This is a genomic window from Novosphingobium sediminicola, from assembly GCF_014196525.1.
GTDB classification, from domain to species: Bacteria; Pseudomonadota; Alphaproteobacteria; order Sphingomonadales; family Sphingomonadaceae; genus Novosphingobium; species Novosphingobium sediminicola.
This window is the reverse complement of sequence record NZ_JACIDX010000010.1, coordinates 177,541-201,116: the sequence shown is the minus strand read 5'-3', so window position 1 is coordinate 201,116 and position 23,576 is coordinate 177,541. Positions and strand designations below refer to the sequence as shown.

18 protein-coding genes are annotated in these 23,576 nt (G+C 61.0%); 16 read left to right on the top strand and 2 right to left on the bottom strand.

Features of this window, described 5'->3' with window-relative positions:
• Positions 1-250 precede the first annotated feature (250 nt).
• The 7 genes from GGR38_RS14300 (at position 251) to GGR38_RS14270 (ending at position 6,796) form a co-directional block, all read left to right on the top strand.
• Complete coding sequence (locus GGR38_RS14300; RefSeq protein WP_183626650.1) at positions 251-886, top strand: phage connector family protein; 636 nt, start codon at positions 251-253, stop codon at positions 884-886.
• Positions 883-2,982, top strand: coding sequence for a phage tail protein (locus GGR38_RS14295; protein ID WP_343059110.1), 2,100 nt, complete (start codon positions 883-885; stop codon positions 2,980-2,982). The genes GGR38_RS14300 and GGR38_RS14295 overlap by 4 nt, the downstream gene beginning before the upstream one ends.
• The gene (locus GGR38_RS14290; protein ID WP_183626648.1) at positions 2,975-3,436 is read left to right on the top strand and encodes a hypothetical protein; all 462 of its coding nucleotides are present in this window, start codon (positions 2,975-2,977) and stop codon (positions 3,434-3,436) included. The genes GGR38_RS14295 and GGR38_RS14290 overlap by 8 nt, the downstream gene beginning before the upstream one ends.
• Positions 3,436-4,008 (top strand): hypothetical protein, encoded by a 573-nt coding sequence (locus GGR38_RS14285; RefSeq protein ID WP_183626646.1) that lies wholly within the window; start codon positions 3,436-3,438, stop codon positions 4,006-4,008. The genes GGR38_RS14290 and GGR38_RS14285 overlap by 1 nt, the downstream gene beginning before the upstream one ends.
• A complete protein-coding gene (locus GGR38_RS14280) occupies positions 4,009-6,135 on the top strand; it encodes a M23 family metallopeptidase (RefSeq protein ID WP_183626644.1) in 2,127 nt (708 codons plus the stop codon). It begins immediately after the preceding gene.
• A gap of 79 nt (positions 6,136-6,214) precedes the next feature.
• Positions 6,215-6,496 carry a type II toxin-antitoxin system RelE/ParE family toxin gene (locus GGR38_RS14275; protein ID WP_183626642.1) on the top strand — a complete coding sequence of 94 codons (282 nt, stop codon included), beginning with the start codon at positions 6,215-6,217 and terminating at the stop codon, positions 6,494-6,496.
• Between the two features lie 12 nt (positions 6,497-6,508).
• Positions 6,509-6,796, top strand: coding sequence for a HigA family addiction module antitoxin (locus GGR38_RS14270; protein WP_183626640.1), 288 nt, complete (start codon positions 6,509-6,511; stop codon positions 6,794-6,796).
• Positions 6,797-6,842: 46 nt separating this feature from the next.
• On the opposite strand, the gene GGR38_RS14265 is transcribed toward GGR38_RS14270, so the two are convergent.
• Positions 6,843-7,466 carry a hypothetical protein gene (locus GGR38_RS14265; RefSeq protein WP_183626638.1) on the bottom strand — a complete coding sequence of 208 codons (624 nt, stop codon included), beginning with the start codon at positions 7,464-7,466 and terminating at the stop codon, positions 6,843-6,845.
• Between the two features lie 191 nt (positions 7,467-7,657).
• On the opposite strand from GGR38_RS14265, the gene GGR38_RS14260 reads away from it, so the two are divergent.
• Positions 7,658-14,557: an LPD3 domain-containing protein gene (locus GGR38_RS14260; protein WP_183626636.1), complete on the top strand. Its 6,900-nt coding sequence runs from the start codon at positions 7,658-7,660 to the stop codon at positions 14,555-14,557.
• Between the two features lie 214 nt (positions 14,558-14,771).
• Here the strand turns inward: GGR38_RS14260 and GGR38_RS14255 are convergent, their stop codons facing one another.
• Positions 14,772-16,463 (bottom strand): GmrSD restriction endonuclease domain-containing protein, encoded by a 1,692-nt coding sequence (locus GGR38_RS14255; protein WP_183626634.1) that lies wholly within the window; start codon positions 16,461-16,463, stop codon positions 14,772-14,774.
• Positions 16,464-16,828: 365 nt separating this feature from the next.
• On the opposite strand from GGR38_RS14255, the gene GGR38_RS14250 reads away from it, so the two are divergent.
• The 8 genes from GGR38_RS14250 to GGR38_RS14215 are packed head-to-tail and all read left to right on the top strand — an operon-like array spanning position 16,829 to position 23,456.
• On the top strand, positions 16,829-18,499 hold the full coding sequence (locus GGR38_RS14250) for a hypothetical protein (RefSeq protein WP_183626632.1): 1,671 nt from the start codon (positions 16,829-16,831) through the stop codon (positions 18,497-18,499).
• Complete coding sequence (locus tag GGR38_RS14245; protein ID WP_183626630.1) at positions 18,499-18,870, top strand: tail fiber assembly protein; 372 nt, start codon at positions 18,499-18,501, stop codon at positions 18,868-18,870. Before GGR38_RS14250 ends, GGR38_RS14245 begins: the two co-directional genes overlap by 1 nt.
• Positions 18,870-19,139: a hypothetical protein gene (locus GGR38_RS14240; protein WP_183626628.1), complete on the top strand. Its 270-nt coding sequence runs from the start codon at positions 18,870-18,872 to the stop codon at positions 19,137-19,139. Before GGR38_RS14245 ends, GGR38_RS14240 begins: the two co-directional genes overlap by 1 nt.
• Entirely contained in the window at positions 19,126-19,368 is a 243-nt protein-coding gene (locus GGR38_RS14235; RefSeq protein ID WP_183626626.1) for a DUF7940 domain-containing protein, read from the top strand. Before GGR38_RS14240 ends, GGR38_RS14235 begins: the two co-directional genes overlap by 14 nt.
• Positions 19,352-19,954, top strand: a complete 603-nt coding sequence (locus GGR38_RS14230; RefSeq protein ID WP_183626624.1) for a glycoside hydrolase family protein — start codon at positions 19,352-19,354, stop codon at positions 19,952-19,954. Before GGR38_RS14235 ends, GGR38_RS14230 begins: the two co-directional genes overlap by 17 nt.
• Positions 19,951-20,487: a hypothetical protein gene (locus GGR38_RS14225; RefSeq protein WP_183626622.1), complete on the top strand. Its 537-nt coding sequence runs from the start codon at positions 19,951-19,953 to the stop codon at positions 20,485-20,487. Before GGR38_RS14230 ends, GGR38_RS14225 begins: the two co-directional genes overlap by 4 nt.
• A gap of 1 nt (position 20,488) precedes the next feature.
• Positions 20,489-20,794, top strand: a complete 306-nt coding sequence (locus GGR38_RS14220) for a hypothetical protein (RefSeq protein ID WP_183626620.1) — start codon at positions 20,489-20,491, stop codon at positions 20,792-20,794.
• A 10-nt stretch (positions 20,795-20,804) separates the two neighbouring features.
• Positions 20,805-23,456, top strand: coding sequence for a fibronectin type III domain-containing protein (locus GGR38_RS14215; RefSeq protein WP_183626618.1), 2,652 nt, complete (start codon positions 20,805-20,807; stop codon positions 23,454-23,456).
• Positions 23,457-23,576 lie beyond the last annotated feature (120 nt).

The following is a 23,576-nucleotide window of genomic DNA, read 5'->3' as shown; positions in this document are numbered from 1 at the left end:
TTGAGCAGACCGTCGGGAAACTCCATTGGACACCTTCAAGCGAGTTGTAAGGAAGTACTGTTAGCTGGGTTCCCTCAATGGCCGCAACTGGGCGCCTTCGGACAGGCCGCATTTGTGGCCCAACGTTTAGAAAGCAGACGTTGCGCCTCACCGGCAAATCTATCCACGCGATATAGGCGGCGCGATTCAACGGCGCGGCGGCGCGGCTTAGCAGGGGGTATTCCTTTCCCCTGTTCAGGAGCCCGTCGCCTTGGCCTCTCTCATCACCCTTTGTAATGAGGCGCTGTCCGAAATTGCGGTCGCACAGATCGCCTCCATCGACGAGCCTTCGATAGAGGCGCGCGAGTGCAAGCGCTGGGCTCCGACCGTACTGGAGGAAATGGCCGATTGGACGGAATGGTCGAGCGCCATCAAGCGGGCGCCGCTGGCCCGCATGGCCAATGATCGCGGCGCGGAATGGCTTTGCGCCTATGCACCTCCGGCCGACATGGCCGATCCGGTCGCCCTGCGGGAGGCCGAGCCCGATGCGGCATGGTTGCCTCCCTATGGCCCCGGCACCTTTCCCGCGCAGGACGCCATTGCCATCCCGTTCGTCTATGAGGGCGGCAAGATCTATACGAACATCGCAGGCGCGATCCTCGTCTATACCACCAGCACCATGGACCCCGGCCGCATCCGTCCGCTGGTGCGCCGCGCCTTTGTGCTGGAACTGGCGGCCCGCCTCGCCTTCCCCGTCAAAAAGGATTTGAAGCTGGCGCAGGTCAAGGCCCAGCAGGCAGAAGCAGCGCGCAACCGGGCCATTGCCGATGAGGAGAACAAGAACCCGCGCCGCGCCCCTGAATATATCTCGCAGGCTGAATGGGCGCGCATGGGGGTGGGCCTGTGAGTTTCCGCGTTGGTCAGGTCAATTTCAGCCGTGGCGAAATCGCGCCGCACCTTGCCGCGCGTTTCGATGTGGAAGCGTGGCAATCCGGCCTGAAAACCGCGCTTAATGTGTTTGTCCTGAAATATGGCGGGGTGTGCAAACGGCCCGGCACCGAGCTTGTGGCCGAGGTGCTGGACGCCAGCGGCGACAATCTGCTGATGCCGTTCCAATTCTCCCTGACGCAGGCCTATGCGCTGGAATGGGGCGGCCATTATGTTTCGCCCTGCGCGCTGGGCGGGCGGGTTCTGGATGGCGCCGTGCCCTATCAATGCGCCACGCCCTTTGCCGCCTCGGAATTGGCGGACCTCGATTATGAGCAAACCACCGATACGGTCTATCTGGCCCATATCGACCATGTGCCCAGCAAGCTCACGCGCAGCGGCAACACCGATTGGGCGGTTTCGGCAGTAACCTTCTCGCCCACCATTTCCGCGCCGACCGGGCTTGCGGTGGCGCCCCATATTCCCAATCAGGACCAGAGCAACAGCGGCTCAGCCTATTACCCGGTTCGCCAGTCCTATGTCGTCACCGCCGTCAATGACGATACGGGCGAGGAGAGCCGCGCCAGCGCCTCGATTGAGGTTCAGAATGATTTGAGCCTCAAGCGCAATTACAACTATCTGACATGGGAAGCGCTTGAAGGGGCAAGCCGGTATAAGGTTTACAAGGCCGAGGAAAGCCAATGGTTCGGCTATATCGGCACCACGGAAAAGCTGTGGTTCACGGATAACAATATCGGGCCTGCGCTCGATAATGCCCCGCCTCAGGCCTATAACCCCTTCCCCGGCGCGGGCGACTATCCATCATCGGTAACGCTGTTTGAGCAGCGCTCGGTCTGGGGCCGAACCGCCAACGTGCCGCATGGCATCTGGGGATCGCGCAGCGGGCGGCTGGAAAATATGGATCGTTCGCGCCCCTTGCAGGCCGACGACTGCTTTTCGCTGGCGGTGGCGGGGGGCAAGGTCAATGCGATCAACCATCTGGTTGCCACCAAGGGCCTTGTGGCGCTGACCTCGGACGCGATCTGGTCTGTTGATGGGGATGGGCAAGGCGGGGCCATATCGGCGGCCTCTGCGCCCTCTGTGCGGCGCCAGAGCGGGCGCAGCGCCTCGCGCCTCAAGCCGCTGCTGGTGGACAGCGTGATTTTCTACACGCCTGCCGCTGGCTCGGCCGTGCGGACCATCGGCTATGACTTCTCGATTGACGGGCTCAAGACGAATGATGTTTCGATCTATTCGCCCCATTTCCTCGAAGGCCATCGCATCGTGTCATGGTGCCATGCGCAGGAGCCGCGCTCGCTGATCTGGGCCGCGCGCGAGGATGGCGCGCTGCTCTGCTTTGCGTGGGAGCAGGAGCAGAACGTGTGGGGCTGGACCCTGTGCGAGACGGACGGGCTGGTAAAGTCGGTCTGCTCGATCTTTGAGGATGGCGAGGACCGCGTTTACCTGATCGTCGAGCGCGTCATAGCCGGTGTGACCCGGCGCTTCGTCGAGCGCATGGCCTCGCATTGGTGGGATGATGTGGCCGACACATGCTTTGTCGATTGCGCCGTTTCCGCGTCCTTTGATGAACCGCGCCGGACCTTCACAGGCCTGGACCATCTGAACGGACGCACCGATATTGCCGGGGTGGCCGATGGCTTCATGGTGACAGGCCTGACCGTGACCGATGGGGCGGTGACGTTGCCCTCCTCGCTCCCGCCTTGCCGCAAGGCCTGCTTTGGCATCCCCTATCGCGTGGCCGTCGAAACCCTGCCCTATCGCGCCAATCTGCAAGGCATCGGGGTCAATGTCGGCCGGTCGCATAATGTCGGACAGGCGGTGCTGATCCTGCGCAATTCGCGCCAGATTACGGCCGGCATCGACGCCAACCACCTCTTTGCCGTCAAATCGCGCATGACCGAGGCCTATGCCCAGCCCGACGAATTGATGAACGGCGAATATCTGGTCAACATGGACAACAAGGTTTCGGACAATGCCGCCGTCCGCATCGAGCAGAACGCCCCCCTGCCCTTTACCCTGCTTGGGGTGGCCTATGATCCGGTGATTAATGGCTGACCGGGTTTCGCTGGTGCCTGCGCGCCATGCCCATATCGGCGCGATTGCGCGGCGGATGCGCGCCATGGATGCGATGGAATGCCGGGCCTTTGGGCGCGACCCCAAGACGGCCCTGCGCGTGGGGCTGGCCAACAGCGCGCAGGCTTGGACGGCGCTGGTCGATGGGCGGCCTGAGGCGATGTTTGGTGTGGTCGTCAATTCGGTGCTGACCGGTGATGCTGTGCCGTGGTTCCTCGGCACGGATGAGGTTTACCGCCATGGCCGGGAATTGCTGGCGTGGGGGCCGGGAATGGTCGAGCGGCTGCACGATTCAAGCCTGACCCTGCGCAACCTAGTCTCGGTCCACAATTCCAACGCCATCCGCTTGCTTGAGCGCTGGGGCTTCACCGTCCGCAAGGAAGTGATCGTCTCCGGCGGGGTTGCGTTCTATCCATTTGAGAAGGTGCCAGGTTAATGTGTGATCCCCTCACCCTGACGGCCGCCGCTGCGGCCACAGCGGCCATTGGGACGGGTGTTGGCGCGGTGCAAGCCTCCAGCATGGCGAATTATCGCGCGCAGGTGGCCGACCGCAACGCGGCGCTGGAAATGCAGGCGGTGCAGACCGAGCAGGAAAACACCCGGCAGGCCGCGCTCGACCATTACCGCAAGGTCGCCCAGCTTAAAGGCCAGCAGATCGTGGGCGCGGCAGCCAATGGCGTCTCGGTGGATTTCGGGACGGCGGCCGACACCGTGGCCGATACCAACATGCTGGCCGCCGAGGATGCCAATCGCATCTATCGGCAGGGTTTTCAGGCGGTGCGCAATCACGACATCAACGCGGCCAATTATGGCGCCGAGGCGTCGGCGTCTCGATCCGATGCGAGTGGGTCGCTGCTTAAGGGCGCCTTCGATATGGGTTCGACCACGCTTGGCGCCGCGACGCAATATTCCAAGCTGAAAGCCGGGATGAACCTGACGAACAGCGCGCGATCAGCAGCGAGCGGCATTCGCGTGACCAATGGTGTCACTTCTGGATGGGGTTTCTAAATGCCGCGTATTCCAACCTATCAGCCGGGCCAAGTCGGCGCCGTCCAGCCCGCCACGGCACGGTTCCGTACGCCGGACAGTCGGGGCGGCATCGGCGGGGCTATTGCGGCCGGAGCGCAGCAGCTTGGTCAGGCCATGGGCTCCTTTGCCGAAATGCAGGACCACATCAACGCGCAGAATGACGACACGCAAGCGCGCAAGATGGCCGTGGACTTTGCCGCCAAGGCCAATGCCATCAAGACCGACTTTGGCGCGCTGATGGGCGGCAATGCGCGCAGCGGGCAGCAGGCGGCGCTGGACGGCCTGACGCAATACCGCGATGACCTGGTGAAACAGGCCGCCAACCCGCGCATGGCCGCGCTGTTGCAAGAGCGCATCGCCCCGATGTTTGCCGATGGGCAGCAGGCGATCTTTGGCCATGCGCTCAAGCAATCGCAGGTCGAGCGGGCGGGTGTTCTAAAAAACGAACTGGACCTTGCCCAGAGCGAGGCGGCCCCCTTGTTCAGCAGCCCCGACAAACTCGCTCTGGCGGTCGGCAAGGTGCGCGCGGCGGCGCAGTCCTATGCCGATTTCACCGGGGCAGGCGAAGGTGCGCGCCTGGTAGTCAATGAGGCAACCGGCTCGGTCTATTCAACCGCTGTGAGCAACGCACTGGGGTCCGGCGATGTGGAAATGGCCAAGACCATTTTCGATGCCCACCATGACGAAATGACCTTTGACCAGCGCAACCGCACGTTTTCGGTGCTGCAAAAGCCATTGCTGGAGCATCAAGGCCGGGAGGATGCCTTTGCCTCCCTTCCCGCATCCGGGGGCGCCGGGCCTTCGTCTGGCGGCGGCGGCTTTGCGCTGCCGGTCAATGGCAAGGTGACTTCCCCCTTTGGTGCCAAGCGGGGCGCCGAAACGCATTCGGGCATGGATATTGCCGCGCCCACCGGCAGCGCCGTGCATCCGATGGCGGGCGGTGTCGTGGTCGATGTGGCGCAGGATGACCGATCCGGCCTCTATGTCCGCATCAAGCATGATGACGGGCATGTTTCCTCCTATGCCCATCTTGGCGCGCGGTCAGTCAAAGCGGGCGATCATGTCGAGGCCGGGACGGTGATCGGCACGATTGGCATGACTGGCCACACGACCGGCCCTCATGTCCATCTGCGCGTGAAGGATGCAGCGGGCAATGATGTGGACCCGATGGCCCTTGTAGGCGGCAAAGCTGGCGCGCAAAAGGTGATCGGTTCGACGGATGCCCCGCGCAATTGGGATCTGAACGCCTGGGTGACCGGCATCCGCGCCAATGGTGCGAAACAGGGCTGGACCGAAGGGCGCATTAAAGCCGCCGAGGAACAGGCGCGCTCCATTGCCTCGGTTGACCGGGCCGCGCTGGAAGATCAGTACCGGGACGCTTCGGACAAGGTTGCCGAATGGGTGGGCAATTATCAGGCGGGCCATGGCGGCAAGAACCCTGCCCCTGATGCCATCCCCTCGTCGCTGCTATCGCGGATGGAGCCGGGCCGCGCGGCCTCTTTGCGCGGCGATCTGGCGCGGTCGCAAAGGGCCGAGTTTGATGCCTCCGTGGGCAAGGCGCAGAACGATGCCTATCTGACGGCCCAATTGCGCATGTATGATGAGCCATCGGCCTTCATGCGGGCCGACATTGGCCGGGAATATCTCGGCAAGGTGTCGGGCTCGCAATTCGCCAGCCTTAAGCTGGACCAAGCCCGTATGCGCCAGCAGGCCGGAAAGCCGCAAAGCTGGGACCCTTATGCCGATTCCTCCAAGGCGCTCGGCTGGTACACCTCGTTCAACGGCCTCAAGCTGGATGATGCGCAAAGGGCAACAGTCCTGCAAACGATCAAGGCTCAGGCCGATGAATTGGTGAAGAAGAAAGGTGCGCCGCCCAGCGATAGCGAATGGTTTGATTTCGCCCGCCGCGCCGCGCGGCCTGTCGGGATGGTCGGGGCCTTTGGGCGCAGCGAGAAGCCGGTTTACAGCGTGACGGCCGGGGACATTGATGATGCCAGGAAAGAGCGGGTGCGCTCTGCGTTCAAACAGACGTACCGGCGTGAGCCTACCGATGATGAACTGGCGGCGTGGTATCGCAAGGAGCAGGCTGGGGCTCCATTGAAGTGATGAAGGACGGCTCGGATGACCCGCATTTCTCGCCATAATATCCTTGCAAGCCGTATCATGCAATGATACGTATCACCTCATGATACAGAGCGTCAAAGGGGATCTGATCTCGCAAGTGCTTGCCGGTAAACCCGGTAAAGGCTTTCCGACAGACGTATTCCGGGTCGCGGTGCGCAAGGTGGCTATGTTGGAGGCTGCCGTGAAGTTGAACGATCTGCGCTCTCCGCCGGGAAATCGGCTTGAGGCGCTGTCTGGTGATCGAGACGGGCAGCATTCAATCCGCATCAACGACCAGTGGCGCATCTGCTTTGTTTGGACGGATAATGGTCCTGAAAATGTTGAAATGGTTGACTATCACTAAAGGGATAACGCTATGACCATGCTGCAAGTGCCGGTCCATCCCGGCGAAATCCTGCGCCATGAATTTCTGGATGAATTGGGGATCAGTGCGGGATCGCTGGCAAAGCGGCTGAATGTTCCTCGCACGAGGATCGAGCGCCTTTGCGCGGGCGAAACCTCGATGACGGTTGATACAGCCAAGCGCTTGGCCGCTGTTTTCAGCATGACGCCGGAGTTCTGGCTCAACCTCCAGACCCACTATGACCTGCTGATGACGAAGGTTGAGGGCATCGAGGCGATTGAGCCGCTGATCGCTGCCTAGGCGGTATGGGCGAGTTCGGTGCTGAATGAGCGACGGGTTATGGTGGCTAGCGGTCGTTCAAGCGTTGGAACAAGAATATGCTCCCGTCAGTGTCGTCCATCAATTCCACGGCGGTCGGATGTACCTCGTTGTCTAAGCGCAGCTTCAAAGGTTGACCATTGCGTCGCACCACATACCCTCCAGGAGCGGCACCTACGTAGAACGTGGGCAAAACATAAGGGCCTTGCTTGTCACTTTCCACGACGTAGCTGACTTCCTGCGCGCCCATGATCATCTTGCCGTTCTTGAGGGTCAACCGTCCGCAGCAAGCATTGTCATAAGAACCGTTCGCGAGCGCAAGGGGCAGCTGAGGGACGCTGAACGACAGGGGGCCGAACGACGGAATGAACAGGCAGAGAGCGAAGCCTCCCCATGCAGTGTAGGCCACGATCATTAGCCGTTTCAGGTTCCTCACGTGCCGGTTCAGCACTGCATCGTTTAAGTCCTGATAGGCGCCCCCTCTAGTGAACTGATATAGCCCTTGCATGGGGAAAGTGGATGATTTTTCAACCGACAGGAACGTGTCAGGATGCCGTTCAATAAGGGCGTCACGTACCTTCTGCAGATACCAAAACTGCAAGATGCAACAGACGAAAAACACGCCGAAGGGGAGCAAAATCAGTGGAGGCATGGCGCATCATGCCTACCGCACTGGGACTTGTAAATCCAACGCGTCGAATGGCTGCTAGTGGGCGCAAGCTGCCATACAGGCAACCTCCGTAATGGCACCGTGTCTGGAACGCCTGTTTTTCCCTGAATGATGCCCAAAGCGGCCGAGATTGCGCGATTCAATGCCGCGTCATCGCGGCGTACCGCCGTCTCATGCCCGATCAGATCATTCCATTCCAGCCATGGAAGCAAACCCAGCCCGCCGCCGCGCAGCAGGATAAAGACCCGTTGATTGCCGCGATGGAGCGAGAGCGCGACGAGCGCATCCGCTCCAACCTGATGATGGCGCAAAACCCGGAACAGGTGGCGCAGGCCAGCGCCTTGGCGCGGCAAATGGGCGTTTCCCCTGCCGAAATCGACGGCCTTTTGCCCGAAGCCGCGCAGGCGCAAAAGGCCAAGGCGCTGGTGCAGGTTGCTCAGGATCACCCCGACATTGGAGCTCATCTGGCCAACAACCCGCGCACAGCGGCTGTTGCGCAGGGCGATCACGCTTCCCTTGGCATCTTGGGCGAGGCATGGCGGGTTCTGAAAGACACCTATAACCCCATCCTCGCCTTTGGCGCGGGGCTGGATGCGTTTGATCGCGCCGATGTGGGAAGCGCCACCACTGGCGCGGCAACTCCTGTTATGGCCGGGGTGGCCGCGCTGATGGGGGACGCAGGCGCGCGGGCCGCTCTCCCCTCGCCTCGGCGGGCTGGTATGGCGCTGGCCTCTGGCCTGCCCACCATCGGGCGTTGGGCGACAAGCCCTGTTGCATGGGCCGCCGATATTGCCGGTGTCTCGCCGGAGAAAAACGGCTTCCGTATGGCCGACAAGTATCTGGCCGACACCGCCAAGGATTGGATGCCCAAGGGCGGCTCTTGGGTTGAGCAGCAAATCCTTGGCGGCATTTCCAATACGCCCGGCACCATCGCATCGCTTATGGGCGGGGTCAGCGCGCGGGCGCTGGGCGCCACTCAGGCCGAAGCGGCTATTCTTTCGGTTCTGCCGCCGTCCATCCAGCAGGGCGGCGAAAGCTATTTCAAAGCCAGAGAGCAAGGCGTCGGGCGGGCCGGGGCAACGCTCTATGGCGTGCTTGACGCGGCGGCCGAGGCCGGAGGCGAATATCTCGCCAACAAAGCCTTCATCAAATCCAGCGATGCCGGGGAAAGCATTCTCAAGCGCTGGGTCAAATCGCAGATCCCCGACCTTCTGGGCGAAGAGGCGACGACCGTCGCGGAAAATACGACCGCATGGCTGTTCCTGCCTGAGAACAGGGACAAGACGATTGGCGATCTGGCGCAGGCCATGCCCGAAAGTCTGGCGGCAACGGCCATTCAGACGCTTGTGGGCGGCGGCCTGTCGCACCTCACCATCGCAGGTTTCGAAAAGGCGCTGGACACGGCCGCGAACAACAGGCGGCGCGCGGCGGTACAAGCCGTTGGGCCGGATGCCCTGCGCGCGATTCAGGCAATGCCCGAAATCGCCGCCATCGACGCCTTTGGCCGCGCCGCTGAGCAATCCTCGACGCGCAAACTCGACCCCGAGGCCTATCAGGAACTGATGCGCTCGGTGGGCGAGAACAGCGGCGTAACGCATGTGTTCGTGCCGGGCGAGGCCGCGCAGGCCTATATGCAGTCGGAAAGCTACGACCAATACACCGACCCCCTGCGCCGATTTGCCGCCGATGTGGCCGAGGCGGTGCAGACGGGGGGCGATCTGGTCCTGCCGGTGGAATTTGCCTTTGGCGCCCTGCCCGGCACTTCGGCTTGGGGTGCGCTCAAGGATGACATGCGCCTTGCCCCCGGCGGTATGTCTGCGCGCGAGGCGGCGGAATTTGGCGAATCCATCGGCAAAAAGCTGGATGATGTTCTGGCCAAGGTGGACGAAAGCAACGCCCAGCAGGACGGCGCCCGCCAGCAGATTGTCGAGCGCGTCCGCAAGATGCTGACCGATGCAGGCTATACGCCGGACATTGCCAATGTTCACGCCGAACTCTTCGCCACGCGCGAGGCGGTGCGGGCCGCGCGGCTAGGGCAGGAACTGACCGGGCTGGAATTTGACACGCGCATTGAACAGGTCTTGCCCCCTGCCCTTGCCGCCGCCCGCCAGACCGATGCGACCGATATGGTCATCAACGCCATGCGCAAGGGCAAGCCCGCGACCGTGCAGCAGGGGGACAGCCTGCTCGAATGGATCGCCAAGCGCGGCGGCCTCAATGACAGCGGCGGCGATCTGAAATCCATGGGACTTGATAGCTGGCATTTGCGGATGCCCGCGCCCGGCAAGCAGGACAAGAAAGGCCGCCCTGCCCGCCCCACGCCCATTCGCGGGCGCAAGCAGATCCTGCGCGATTTCGACCCCCGGCAAGGCAGCATGGGCGGACCGACCGGCGCGGGCGACTATGGGCTGGACACCACCCTACGCGCGGCTGTGGGAGCGGGCTATTTCCCCGAATTGCAGGGCATGGCCGATCAGGCCGGTGTCGATCAGCTTGATAGCCAGATGCTCCTCGATGCCATTGGCGCCGAACTGGCGGGCAATGCGCGCTATGCCGAGGAAGCCAAGACCGACCCCATTCGCGCGGCGGCCGAGGAATTGCAGCAGCTTCTGGCCGAGCGCGGCCTTGATCCTGCGGGCATGAGCGATGCCGAACTGCGCGCGGCGATCAACCAACTTTCCACCGAAGCGGTTGGTGCGGGCTTCGATCAGACCGGCAAGCCTATCACCTCCGTCACTGGCGAGGAAATTGCCCCCAAGGGGACGCCTGCAAAGGATCTGCGCGCCAAGGTTCGTGAATGGTTTTCCGCCCATCTGCGCGGAACGTCCGTGCGCAGCGAAGCGCTGGGCCGGGATGTCACCTTTGCATCGCCCAAGAAGATGCTCAGCTTTACCGCTGACCGCGAGAAGCTGTTGGCGGTTGCTGGCCTGCGTGATCTGATCGCCAAAGGTGAACTGATTTCAAGCGCGCCGCCATACAACCAGGCGCACGAAACTTCAGTCAGGGCCTATCATCAGATTGGCGGAACGGTCTCTATCGCGGGGAAGGATCGCTATGTCCGCGTCACCATCCGCGAGGACAATAACGGGAATTTCTTTTACGACCATGTGATACCGGAGAACGCTGGCCGCAACCCGGAGGCACCCGGCTACAAATCCGGACCTGGAGAGACGGCCAGCGCTCTCGATCAAATAGCAAAAACGCCGTCTGTTTTCAATATGGAGATTGAGAGCGGGCGCGGTCCTGCCGCTACCGGCCCGCGCGGGCGCATCATCTTCAACCCCGGCCAGCGTCCCCTCATCCAGCTTTTCCAGAGCCGCAATCTCTCTACTCTGCTGCATGAGATCAGCCACCAGTGGCTTGAGGAATTGCGGGCCGATGCCGCGCACGCCGATGCACCGGATCAGTTGAAAGCCGATTGGCAGACGGTGCAGGACTGGTTCGCCGCGCAGGGCCAGCCCATCGGAGATGATGGGGTTATTCCGGTTGATGCCCATGAACTCTTCGCGCGCGGCGGTGAGCGCTATCTGATGGAAGGCAAGGCGTCATCCTTGGCGTTGCAGGGCATGTTCGACCGTTTCCGCTCTTGGCTGCTGGCCGTTTACAAGACCGTGGCCAGCCTGCGCTCCCCCATCACGCCCGAAATCCGCGAGGTGTTTGACCGCCTGCTGGCGACCGATGAGGAAATCAGCGCCGCGCGTGAGAGGCTGGCGCTGGCCCCGTTGTTCAAGGATGCCGCGCAGGCGGGCATGGCGGGAGCCGAGTTTGCCGCTTACGCCGCCCAGGTGCAGGCCGCGCGCGAAAAGGCCAGCGGCGATCTGCTGGCCAAGACCATGCACGCGATCCGGCGGCGCGAGGAAGCCCGCTATGCGGCCCAGCGGCGCGAAGTGGCCGCCGAGGAAACCGAGCGGCTGATGCAATCGCCCATCCTGCAATCGCTGGAAATGATGAAGGCCGAGCCGATTAACAAGGAATGGCTGCAAGAGGAATTTGGCCTCGATGCGGTGGACCTGATGCCCAAGCGGGTTCCCCCGCTCTATAAGCCCGGCGGCGGCCATCCCGATATGATTGCCGAAATGGCGGGCTTTGACAGCGGCCATGCCATGCTGGAAATTCTGTTCGGCCTTGAAGCAGACCACAGGCAGGCGCGCGAGGGCGGCGACAAACGCACGATGCGCCAGCGGATGATCGACACCGCAACCGATGCGGAAATGGCGCGGCGCTGGGGCGATGATCCGTTCAATGACGGCTCAATCGAGCGCGAGGCCATGGCGGCGATCAACAGCGACCGGCAAGGCGAAGTCATTGCGGCCGAGGTCCGCGTTCTGGCTCGATCCACCGGGAACAGCCCCACGCCCTATCGCATGGCCCGCCAATGGGCGCGCGGGCGGGTGCGCGGCGGCACCGTGGCGCAGGAGGCCAGCCCGGCGGCGGTGCAGCGCCATACGCGCGCGGTGCAGAAGGCCGGACGCGCAGCCGAAGAGGCTTTCCTGAAAGGCGACCGGGAAGCCGCATTCCGCGCCAAGCAACAGCAAATGATTGCCTCCGCGCTGTTGGCCGAGGCCAAGGAAGCCATGGACGAGGTGCAGGCTGCACAGACGCGCATGGCCAAAGTGGCGGCGGCCAAGACCATGAAAAGCGTGGATCAGGACTATCTGGAGCGGGCGCAATCGCTGCTTGAAGCGGTGAACCTGCGCCCGCGTTCGCAGCGCTCCATCGACCGGCAGGCCAAATGGGAGGCGTGGGCGCAGGACCGGCGCGCCGAGGGGCATGATGTGGTTGTGCCGGACAGCTTCGCCGCCACGCTGGAGGGGCAGCATTGGTCGCGCCTGTCGGTCGAGGGCCTGCTTGGCCTGGATGAAGCCGTGGGGCAGGTCATGCACCTTGGCCGCCTGAAGCAAACCTTGCTCGACAATCAGGAGGAGCGGGAATTTGACGCGGTGGTGGCCGAGGCGATTGCGGCGGCGGGCAGCATCGAAGGGCCACCGCCCGCTGGCCTGCAAGAGCAAGGCTGGTGGGCGGCCCGTAAGGCCAATGTCCTGTCGGCCGATGCCTCGCTGCTCAAGATGGAAACCGTGTTCGATTGGCTCGACGGCGGCAATCCCAACGGCGTGTTCAACCGGATTGTGTTCCGCCCCATCGCGGCGGCGCAGGGGCGCGCTCAGGACATGCAGAAGGATTACATGGGCCGCATCCGTGACCTGTTTGCCGCCGTGCCGGCCGATCAGGTTTCGCGCTGGGCCGACAAGGTGCAGACGCCGTTTTTCGACAAGTTCAGCGGCAAACCCTATTCGCCCATGCGCCACAAGCTGATCGCCATGGCGCTGAATATCGGCAACGAGGGCAACATCCAGCGCCTTGCCGATGGCTATGGCTGGAATACCGGGGCTATCGAGGCCTTCCTGAATGACAATCTCACCGCGCAGGAATGGCAATTCGTTCAGGGCGTGTGGGACACGATTGAAACGCTCTGGCCGTTAATGGCCGCGCTGGAGCGGCGCGTGAACGGGGTTGAGCCGGAAAAGGTCGAGGCCCGCGCCTTCACAACACCACATGGCGAAATGCGCGGCGGCTATTATCCGGCTATCTATGACAGCAGCCTGTCGAGCATGGCCGAGGACCGCAGCGCCTCGCCTGAAAGCGCGTTGTTCGAACCTCTGGCGACCAAGGCCACCACGCGCGCTGGCGCGACCAAGGCCCGCACGCAAAAGGTGTCTGAGCCGATCCTGCTCGATCTGGGCGTGATCCAGCGTCATCTTGGCGAGGTCATCCACGATCTGACGCACCGCGAGGCGGTTATGCAGGCGTGGAAATTCCTGTCAAACCGCCAGGTGTCGGGCGCCATCGACGATGCTCTGGGCCAGCAGATCCGGCGCCAGCTTCGCCCATGGGTTAAGTTCGTGGCGAATAGCTGGGCGATGGAGCGCACGGGCAATGAGGGTTTGGGGCGGTTCTTCTCAGCCCTTCGCACTAACGCAACAATCGTGGCTATGGGCATGCGCATTACCACCTCTGTCATGCAGCTTGGCGGGTATGCAGACTCGGCCCAAGTCGTAGGCGCGACCGCCATGGCCAAGGCCATCGCTCAGAGCGCCAGGCATCCCGTCGAAACCGCGCGGTTTGTCTTTGAGCGCTCGGCCGAAATGCGGCATCGGATGGACACGCTCGACCGCGATCTGCGCCGCGAGCTTGCCAAAATTGATGCAAAAAGTTCTGAACTCAAAGCGTTGAACATGCTTACGGACGCTGTCCATAAATTGCTCGATGCCAAACGGTTTTACTTCCATACTATCGGCTGGGCAGACCGAGCAGTTACCGTTCCCACGTGGATCGCGGCCTATAATCAGGCCCTGACACAGGGCATGAGCGAAGAGGACGCCGCCTATTCCGCTGATAAGGCTGTGCGCGGTTCACAGGGTGCAGGGGGGAGCAAAGATCTTGCCGCGATCCAGCGTGATACTGGAGCGTGGGGGAAATTTTTCCAGGTATTCGTCCCGTTCTATAGCTACTTCTCGGCTCAATATCAGCGGCAGAGGTCTCTGGCGCGCGATGTGCGCGGCAAAGATTCGCGCAAGTCTCGCAATCTTCCCATGCTGCTTGCAAGCGCGTGGTGGCTTTACGCCGCCTCGCCCCTGCTCAATGAATTCCTGCGCATGGTGGCGGGCGGAAATGCTGGGCCGGACGACGACGAATGGTGGCTGCAATGGACCATGCGCAAGATGCTGGCGAATGCCTTGGGCCCTATTCCTTATGTGCGAGATTTATTCGAGCCTGCTTGGAATAAGGCTATCAAGGGCAAGGCCTATAGCTCCGGGTCTACACCTATTCAGCGCTCTGCCGAATCGTTTGAGCAATTGGCCAGCGATCTGGGCCAATTCTGGCGCGGCGAACCCACCCAACACGCAACCAAGGATTTTCTCGAAACGGCGGGCTATGTGACCGGCCTCGTCCCCGGTCAGGTGGCAAGCTCGATCCAGTTCCTTGTCGATGTGGCGCGGGGCGATCAGCATCCGCAGTCGGCGTATGAGGTCTGGCGCGGGCTCTCCACAGGGAAGGCGGAGAGGAAGCGCTAGGGGGCAGTATCAGGTTTCACCTTCTAGCGGCCATTCCGCCCCCAAGGTCGCTCTGCTAAATCGCGTTTTACGTTCCAGCCAGTTGTCGATGACGGCAACTGGCTGGAACGAGAAATAGAAATATGGAAAATTCCGATTTAACCAAAAAGATTTATTAAATTAAATCGGTTACATATTAATATATTTAAAATTTGCATAATAAAAATCTATGAAACTATTCATCATCTTCTTGCAAAAATTCAAAATCGCTTGTGACAATCCCGGTCAACTTTTGCAGTTCTGCAACCATATTTTTTTGACGCTCTCGGTTGAAGCGTTTGAACAGTTTGTAGTCAAGCTGGGTTCGATCAATCAACGCAGCCGCCAGAGTCGTGTCAGCAACATCCTTAAGATATTCCATCGGATGCGCAGCGCTTTTGTTTCGGTTCATTTTCCGCGGCAATATCCAAAAATTGCCGAGACTATTGATTTCTTGCGTATCAAGCCCTTTGTCATACAGCTCGGATTTCGGAAAAATATGATCGATTTCCGGCTGATTGCCGTCAGAAAAGATCTTTCCGCCCGTACGTCGCTGGATCAGGGACAGTGCAAGATCTCTGTTATTGGCGAACATTCGGATATCGGCATCCTCAAATCCGCTTTTCCAAGATACGAACCTGATTGCCTCAGTGAACGAAAATCGGTCACCCGCCTTTATCCTGTCCGGAGTCGGGAGGTGATCCCGGATAAACGCTTGGGGTCGGCTATCAGAGTATTGACTAAAAGCGCGCGAGAAGGCGAACAAGAATATGGCCTTGCGAACGTCCGCGCGCTCCGATTTGTGAAAGGTAATTGTGTCCGTATTATAAAGGTAGTGCACGAAAGGGACCAATGAGTTTATGCCGCCGAGGAGACGGACGGAGTCAATACCACAGTCGGCCCGCACGAAGTCCACTACTGCACGAATCGCCTTGAAGCACCGGTCAGAAGATGCTTTCAGCAGGTCGACATTGCTGCGTCGGCGAAGCAAATCGAAATCGAGACGAGTGCCGAGGCCGGCCGTCGAAAACATGCAACGAATGACGAAGTCGGTGTTGATGGCCAATCCTGACCCTTCGTTGATCTCCTTTAGAAATGTCGGCAATAAATTGCTGGCCGCGGGCCAGTACAGTCGTAACATGCTGGCAATGAGGTCTGATCGCTCCAACGCCATGCCACGCGTATTAATCCTAACAAATATCTCTAGAATATCAAAAGCAGTTTTTCGCTTATCATCTTTAGCAGGAAGTCCTGCATCAATAGTTTGCGTCTTCAATAGTTCTGAATTTCCTGAAAGTGCATGCAGCGCTGTACTAAGGTTCATCTCGAGGCGCGACTGACAGTCATCCGAAAGGTTCAAGCTCTTTGTAAGTTTACGCCTCAGTTGAATCAGATCCATTGGCGACAGAATGACTAGCTCTGAAAATCGCAGCCAGTGTGATCTCAACTTGCTCTCGCCCGCAGTCGCATTCAAATTGTCCGCTTCCTCTTTCGTGAAGAACCGGAAACCAAATTTCTTTTCTGCGTGATTGTCATTGTCACGGCCGCTAAGAACATCGAAATAGAGGCTTTTGCCCCCAAAACTCCCTTTTAGCGCTATATACAGTGAACTAAGGCGCTGCTGACCGTCCAATACCAATTTAATTCGTCTTGACTGTTGATTATAATCAAACAGGTGGACGGTATCGCCGCGATAGTCTTTTATGAAATTCCGAATTTGGATAGGTTCATAAGTCTCCCACAGAAGGACGATCCCGACTGGGTATCCGCGAAAAAGCGAGTCCATCAACCCCTCGATTCTGTCAGTGTCCCAGACAAAATCGCGCTGAATTGCTGGCAGAACAATCTCGCCATTGTCGATCTCGTTGATGAGTTGAAAAATGGACAAGCAGCCTCCTAGATCTAGTTTATGGCGTTGTCGTGCCCCATTTATTGAATGGTGGCAATTGCATTGGATGCGCGACATGGCGGTCGCGGCACACAAAATAAAACAAATAGATCTTCTTGGATTTGGTGGTCGATGCTGAGGATTAAATGACAGCTAACCACAGCTTTGCTCTTAATTTCGGACAACCATACACGTCCGCCTAAGCCGCCTCAGGGCAGCCTGATCCAACGCGTGCCATCTCATATCCCCTGGGAAACGCCACTTCGGCCCCCAAAAAGAATTCGCCCACTAAAGCCCCCTAACCCCCGCGCGATTCAAGCCCGCGCGCTCCCCCCGTAAGCCCACCGGGCAAGGAGCGCGCGGATATGCCAATCGGAACCACCAATGCCATTTCAGGCCCCTATTACGGCGACGGGGTGGTGGTGGCGTTCCCCTTTGATTTTCAGGTTCTGACCGGCGATCAGGTATCGGTATATGTCGATGGGGTTGAGCAGGATCGCGCTGCATTCTCTGTCGCTCTCGCTGGCCCCTCCCCTTCGACCGGCACCGTGCTGTTTGCCGTGGCTCCGCCCGCTGGCGCAGCCATTCGGCCGGTTCTCGCCCCGTCCTTCACGCAGGACATTGAATTTGCCGATGGCGCGGCGTGGCTGGCCGATCCCGTCAACCGGGGATATGACCAAGCCGCGCTGCGCGATCAGGCCTTGGCTCGCGATCTTCGCCATGCACTTCGCCTCCCCATGGGCGATGAAGCCGCCGTTCTGCCGCCCGCCGACCGCCGCAAGGGTTACTATCTCGGTTTCGATCCTGCAACCGGCGCGCCCGCGCTCAGGTCTAGCAGCGATCCTTTGAGCCTGACGGCCCTTGGCGTACCCGCTGGCGCGATCAACATGGGCGCTTTCGATGGCAACCTGCTGAGCGATGACCTGACCGGCAAGCAGGTGATGCAAATTCTTGCCTCGGCGCTGGAAAGCAAAGACTTCGATCTTGTCAGCATCATCAATGATAAGAACGAAATCGTAACGGCCAGCATCGCCAATGAAGCTATCGTTCGAGCCAACGCCATCAGTGCGTTGGCTGCGCAGATTTCGTCCATCTCGACAAGCCTTGGCGAAAATGCGTCTGCCATCCATTCTGAGGTAATCGCGCGGGCCGATGCGATCAGCGCCTTGGCATCGCAGGTTTCTAACTTTTCGGCCAGCATCGGCGCCAATGCCGCCGCGATCAGCGCGGAAACAACCGCGCGCACCGATGCGGTGGCCAGCGTTGCGGCGCAGATTTCCTCGCTGAACACGAATTACAACGGTCTGACCGCCACCGTATCGGGCAATTATACCGCCCTCTCCAACGCCATCGCCGCGCAGGCAGCCACAATCAGCAGCGTCCAGGCGCAGGCCAATGGCCTGTCCGCCACGGTAACGGCGCAGGCTTCCGCCATCGCCAATCTGGGCTCGGCGGATGCCTATTGGCGCGTGACGGCGGTTAGCGGAGACAACCGCGCCTCCATCGAATTGCGGGCCAGCGCCGGATATGCGGGCTTTGACATCACCGGCAATGTTCGGATCAGTGGTTCCCTGCTGATCGCGGGTTCTGTCCGGGCCGACAATATCGAAACCGATGGCATCACGGCCATGCAGCAGGCCTACAATGGCGGCACCTTTTACGGTGGTGCGCCATGGACTGAGTACGTCTGGAATCAGGATCTGGGAAGTTCAGAACCAGTCTATCATCCCGGCACCTATAACATTGTAATCTCATATAATGTCGAGATGAGCATGGCGGGCGACATTCTCGCCCTGGCCGTGGCCAAGCAGTCCTATTCCGGCTCTCCCGTCGAATGGCAATGCACGATCTATATTGATGGCGTGGGGGTTTTTACGACCGGCGGCGTCACGGCCTCGGACAGCGTCTCGCTTATGGGCCGCCTGTCGGTCGGCCCAGGCACGCATAACGTCCAATTCGCATGGTGGAGTGGCGGGCCAACGTTGCGGATCACGCCGGGCGGCGCCAGCCTCATGACGCTGCGGAGGTATCGCTGATGTATTTTGCCCTTGGTGCGCCGGGTCAGAATGCCCGCCTGATCTGGCAGGCCAGCGCCATCGAGCAGGCCAACGCGCAACTGCTGGCAGGAGAGGTTGCGGTCGAGGTTCCTTCGGTCGGCGCCTATCTCCTGTCAGAGGATGGCCTGACGGCATCAGCCGTTGAGCCCAGCATGGAAGATCTTTGGCGCGATGTGCGCGCGCGGCGGCAAGGGCTGCTGACGGCCTGCGATTGGACGCAGTTTCCTGATGTGCCGGAGGCCACCCGTGCGGCATGGGTGGCTTATCGTCAAGCCCTGCGCGACATTACCGAAACCTATGCCACGCCCGCCGCCGTAGTTTGGCCGCAAGCGCCAGCAGGGGGCGAATGATGGCCGATCTGTCGCAGATCCCGGCCGACGCCACCGCGCAGGCTCTTGTCGCCCTGCATTCCGCGCCGCTCTCGCTGCGCGGCTGGTGGGACTTCCTTCTCGCTCTGGCGGTGATTGCTTTGATCAAATTCCTTGAGGTTCTGCCCCACCTTGTCACGGCAGCGGGCCTTGCCGTGATGGTGCTGACAATCCTCGAAAAACTCATCGCGCTTGGCTGGATCAAGAACCCCAAGCGCCACCGCAAAGGGAAATCCGATGACCTTGGTTGATGATGCGCGTCAGGCCTGGCGCTGGTGGTCGGTGCGCATGGCCGCGCTGGCCGGTGTGCTGGCGGGCGCGCTGGTGGCGCAGCCCCAGATCCTCACGAGCCTTGTCGCCTATGTGCCCGAACGCTGGCGCCCGCTAACCTCGGCGCTGGCTGGGCTGGCGGTTTTTGCCGCGCCCACGGCGCTGCGCCTGCTCCAGCAAGGGAGCAAGCCCGATGGCAACGCAGCCTGAAACCGGCCAGCCCAAGAAGGGCGGCGTTGTCGTGCTGGTGGCGGCGCTGCTGGCCCTGATCGGCCCGGCCACCACGCAACTGGTGCTGACCGAGATCCCGATGGAGGAATCCGGCCGCAAGGTGGCGGTTACCGTCTCGCCTCAAGCCGGAACCGCCACGATCACGAATATCAGCGGCAAGCAATATCTGCGAGTCTATCTCGATATGATCGGCGTGGCCACGGCCTGCGATGGGCTGACGGGCGAAGGCATCATGGTGGGCCGCGAGTTTACCGAGGGCCAATGCGCCCAGATGCTGGTGGACCGCCTGACTGCTGACGGCGCCCGCGTGATGGCCTGCACCCCCGGCCTCGCGCTCTCGATCCCGCGCCGCGACCATGTGCGCTATGCCGCACTCAGTCTGGGCCATCATGTCGGGTGGCCCACCTATTGCGCCAGCACCATGCGCCGCCAGATCAACGCGGGCCAGATCCGTGCGGCGTGTACCAGCCTGACTTGGTTCAACAAGGCCGGTGGCCGCGTGGTCCCCGGCATCGTCGCGCGGCGCAAAAGAGAGCAGGCGATTTGCCTGAAGGATGCCACATGATCGGCCCCGCCGCGATCTGGGCCGCGATCAAGGCCTTTGGCATCTGGGGGCGAATCGGCGCGGCGTTGCGCTGGATCACCGCCAGCACGGCGCGATGCTGGGCCGCGCTGGCGATCCTCGCGCTGGCCTATGCCGCTTGGCAATTCCGCCGCGCCGAGGATTGGCAGAACAAACTGCTCGATGCGCAGGCCTCCTTTGCCGCCGAGCGCAAGGCCGCCGCCTCCGCAAAAGCCGCCGCCGAAACCCGCTATAGGAGCCTTGCCGACAATGCCGATGCCCAACATGACGCCGCGCTGGCGCAGGGTGATGCTCGCCTTGCTGCCTATATTGCCGCTCACCGCCTGCGCGCATCCGCGCCCGATCCAGCCCGCGCCGCCCAAGGTGACGGTTCCGCAATTCCTGAAAGCCCCACCCCCGGCCCCATCGTGGCGGCGCTGACCATCAGCGAGGCGGATTTGCGGATCTGCGACCAGAACTATTCCTATGCCCTCTCGGCCCATCTGTGGGCGCAGGGTTTGACCAAGGAACCCTGAGATGATTTTGACCTATACCGACAACATCGCCCCGCCGCAGGAATGGAAAAACGGCAGCAGCGATCCGCTCGACGCGCGGCTGTGGGGCTTTGTCGAACTGGAATTTCGCAATGTGACGGGGGCCATCACGATCTATCGCGACCTGACCGATGCAACGACCCCGCTGGGCGCGTTCTACGATCAGAACGACAATGGGCCTTACAGCACCATTACGGCGGCGGGCGTCTATCAGTTCACCGGGGGCGGCAAGATGCGCTGGGTAGCGGCCTCCGGGGAACCTGCCTGCACGGTTCGGGCATCGCGGTAAGGGGCAATCCATGAGTGCTTCTGATTTTGAGCGCGGCAAGCGCGCTGGCCGCATTCGCGCTACGCCTCGCGCCAAAAGCGTCGGCGTGAGCAATTCTGCGGGTATCGTCCATACCATTCAGCGTATGCTTGGCTCGGCCTCGACCCTATCGCTGGCGACTGGGACCAATGTAAATCTGTTTGCTCAGGGTGCAGACATCTTCGCATACACGGCTATCAGCTATGGGGAATCCCAAACGGCTGTTGTGCGCGAGGTGCTTGGGGCAGTTGCAGTTGAATATCCCATCACCCTGACGGTATCCGCCGGGCCGCCAAGCATCCCCCGCAATATCTCGCTGTCCAGCGGCAACAACTCCTGCACTGTCAATGCCAACCCGCCCGCCAGCAATGGCGGCTCAGCCGTCACTGGCTATGACATCTATCGCGGGACCACTGTTGGCGCAGAAACCCTCTTGGCCACCAATGTCAGCCTTCCCTATGCCGACAACACGGTTTCGACCGGGAATGTCTATTTCTATCGTGTGGCGGCGCGCAATGTCTATGGACCGGGGCCGCAGAGCGTTTCTCGGGGCGTCCTGATCCTTCAGGCTTTGAGCACTGCAAAATACGATGGTGACAGCCGAACCGCCAGCATGGGGGGCTTTGCCGTTGCGTCCAGCACGGCCACCGCGCAGGGCGGTTTCGGCACGGCCTATAACATGGCCGGGTTTATTCAGGCCATGTGCAACAACCGCTGGCTGATCGACCAAGGCTATAACCATGGCGTTGGCGCATCGACCACGCTGGCACAAAAATACCGCGACCAGACCACCAGCATCACCACTTCTGGAAACCCTGCGGGTGATGTGACCGGTCAGGCGAGGGACTATTATTACAGCTATAATTCGGATGGGAAGGCGACCGTCCTGACGCAAACCGGCCAGCATATCATTACGTGTTCGGCCAGCGTCAACGATGTGGGATACCCCTATTACAACACGCCACAGACTGCTTGGAACACCCTGCGGACCATGGCTGATATTGCTGATGCTTATGGTACTGCGGGCAAGTGCTGGTATGTCGGGACCGAGTTTCCGCGCGGCGATTCCTGCTTCCCGATGGAAAGCAAAGCTGTCTCTGGCGGCACCTGCACGGCCACCAATACCACCAACTTTGTGGATGGCGAGAGCTTCGGTGCGGTTGGCGTTGTGGGGGTTTTTGCATCTGGTTCGCCCCGTCCGCTGGTCAAGGTGGCAAGCGCCCCCGGACAGGATCAGTACACCGTCACCAGCGGCGGCGTTTACACCTTTGGCGGCACGGCCCCGACTACAGTCTATCTGACCTATAACGCCAGCCCCAGCGGCGGCAGGATCGCCACCTATGACCATCTGCGGATCGTCAACGAATGGGTGCAGTCGAGCGCTGCCAATTTCGTCTCGACGGTCAACGGCGTCTATTACGGCATCCCCGGCCTGCGATATAACCGCCCTTGGGTCCGCGTGGCCGATACCTGGTCGCAGGTGCTGGATACCAGCAGCGGGACGGCTTACCTGCCCCAAAAGGGTTTGTACGATAATCTGCAACTGCACGGAAACCAGCTTTGCGCCTACAAGGTGGCGGCGGCGTTCAAGGCAACCGTGGATGCCGATTATGCCAATTCGCCAACGCTGGATCAGCGGCCGACCCGGAATAACTGGTACGCTGCGCGAGGGACGGGTTCTGGGACTGCGTTCAGCGGGACGCTTCCCCCGACCATGCGAACCGGGTTTACCGGCACGGCTGCCCCCACGCTGATCTCCATCAATGGGGCGCCTATCGGGCAGGCCAACACGAGCACGGGCGCTATCACCGGCACCGGCATTACCTCCGGTTCGCTTGATTTTGCGACCGGCGTATGGGCCATCACCTTTACCGCCGCCACATCAATGCCCGCGAACGCGCAGCTTTGGTTTGAGCAGGACATCGGCAATTACAACCTGACCACCATGGCCGAAGGAACAATCGGTCGTAACATGGTGATGAACGGCCTGATGGACCCGACTGCCGCTGTCGGAACCAACCTGACCACAACCACCGGCACATCCTCGATCAGCACTGTGGCAGCCAGCGGCATTCCCTATGGATGGTCGCTGTCCAACACGGCCATGCAAACTGCCATCACGGCGGGGACGGCAACTGTAACCGTGGCCAATGAAACAGATGCCGATGGGTTCCCGCGCTTCGTTGTCGAGGCGTCCGGATCGGCTGCTGCGGCAACTGGCCTTCAGGTGAATAGCGGCAATGTGAACACGGTGGCTGCACGCATGGCCGCTGGTGATTGGCTTACCGCTGGGGGCCGTGTGCGCTATGCCAAACACAGCACAATCGGCCGCTATTATGGCACAACCGGCGTAACGCTGGCGGGCGTGCAATCGACAAGCGCCATAACCATTCAGGCGCAGTCGGTGACCTCTCTGCTGACGCGCATTATCGATGGCGGAACCGGCATGTTCATCGACGATAGCTTGCTTGATGCAGCAGGTGGGGCGTTCGATTTCTATCGCATCACGCCCCGACTCGATACCACGGGCAGCTCTTTGGGCGGCACCCAGTGCTATGCCCAGACGTCTACGCAGGCCACTACGCCATTCGCCTATCGCATGGGCCTTGGCCGGATGCAGGCGCGGCGCAGGAATGACGTCTGACACCGCATTCGCAAGCGGCATGGGGGCGGTGATCAGGCAAACTGAGTTGGGTCACCGCCCTTGCTCCATGGTACATTGGTCCGCAAGGTCGTCGTGTCCGGAACGCCGCTTATCGTCGGA

Coding starts and splice junctions, on each gene's coding strand:
- GGR38_RS14280 (WP_183626644.1), top strand. CDS start 4,009: ATGCCGCGTATTCCAACCTATCAGCCGGGCCAAGTCGGCGCCGTCCAG.
- GGR38_RS14230 (WP_183626624.1), top strand. CDS start 19,352: ATGGCAACGCAGCCTGAAACCGGCCAGCCCAAGAAGGGCGGCGTTGTC.
- GGR38_RS14215 (WP_183626618.1), top strand. CDS start 20,805: ATGAGTGCTTCTGATTTTGAGCGCGGCAAGCGCGCTGGCCGCATTCGC.
- GGR38_RS14245 (WP_183626630.1), top strand. CDS start 18,499: ATGTATTTTGCCCTTGGTGCGCCGGGTCAGAATGCCCGCCTGATCTGG.
- GGR38_RS14235 (WP_183626626.1), top strand. CDS start 19,126: ATGACCTTGGTTGATGATGCGCGTCAGGCCTGGCGCTGGTGGTCGGTG.
- GGR38_RS14240 (WP_183626628.1), top strand. CDS start 18,870: ATGGCCGATCTGTCGCAGATCCCGGCCGACGCCACCGCGCAGGCTCTT.
- GGR38_RS14220 (WP_183626620.1), top strand. CDS start 20,489: ATGATTTTGACCTATACCGACAACATCGCCCCGCCGCAGGAATGGAAA.
- GGR38_RS14290 (WP_183626648.1), top strand. CDS start 2,975: ATGGCTGACCGGGTTTCGCTGGTGCCTGCGCGCCATGCCCATATCGGC.
- GGR38_RS14260 (WP_183626636.1), top strand. CDS start 7,658: ATGCCCGATCAGATCATTCCATTCCAGCCATGGAAGCAAACCCAGCCC.
- GGR38_RS14275 (WP_183626642.1), top strand. CDS start 6,215: ATGATACAGAGCGTCAAAGGGGATCTGATCTCGCAAGTGCTTGCCGGT.
- GGR38_RS14285 (WP_183626646.1), top strand. CDS start 3,436: ATGTGTGATCCCCTCACCCTGACGGCCGCCGCTGCGGCCACAGCGGCC.
- GGR38_RS14225 (WP_183626622.1), top strand. CDS start 19,951: ATGATCGGCCCCGCCGCGATCTGGGCCGCGATCAAGGCCTTTGGCATC.
- GGR38_RS14250 (WP_183626632.1), top strand. CDS start 16,829: ATGCCAATCGGAACCACCAATGCCATTTCAGGCCCCTATTACGGCGAC.
- GGR38_RS14270 (WP_183626640.1), top strand. CDS start 6,509: ATGACCATGCTGCAAGTGCCGGTCCATCCCGGCGAAATCCTGCGCCAT.
- GGR38_RS14265 (WP_183626638.1), bottom strand. CDS start 7,466: ATGCCTCCACTGATTTTGCTCCCCTTCGGCGTGTTTTTCGTCTGTTGC.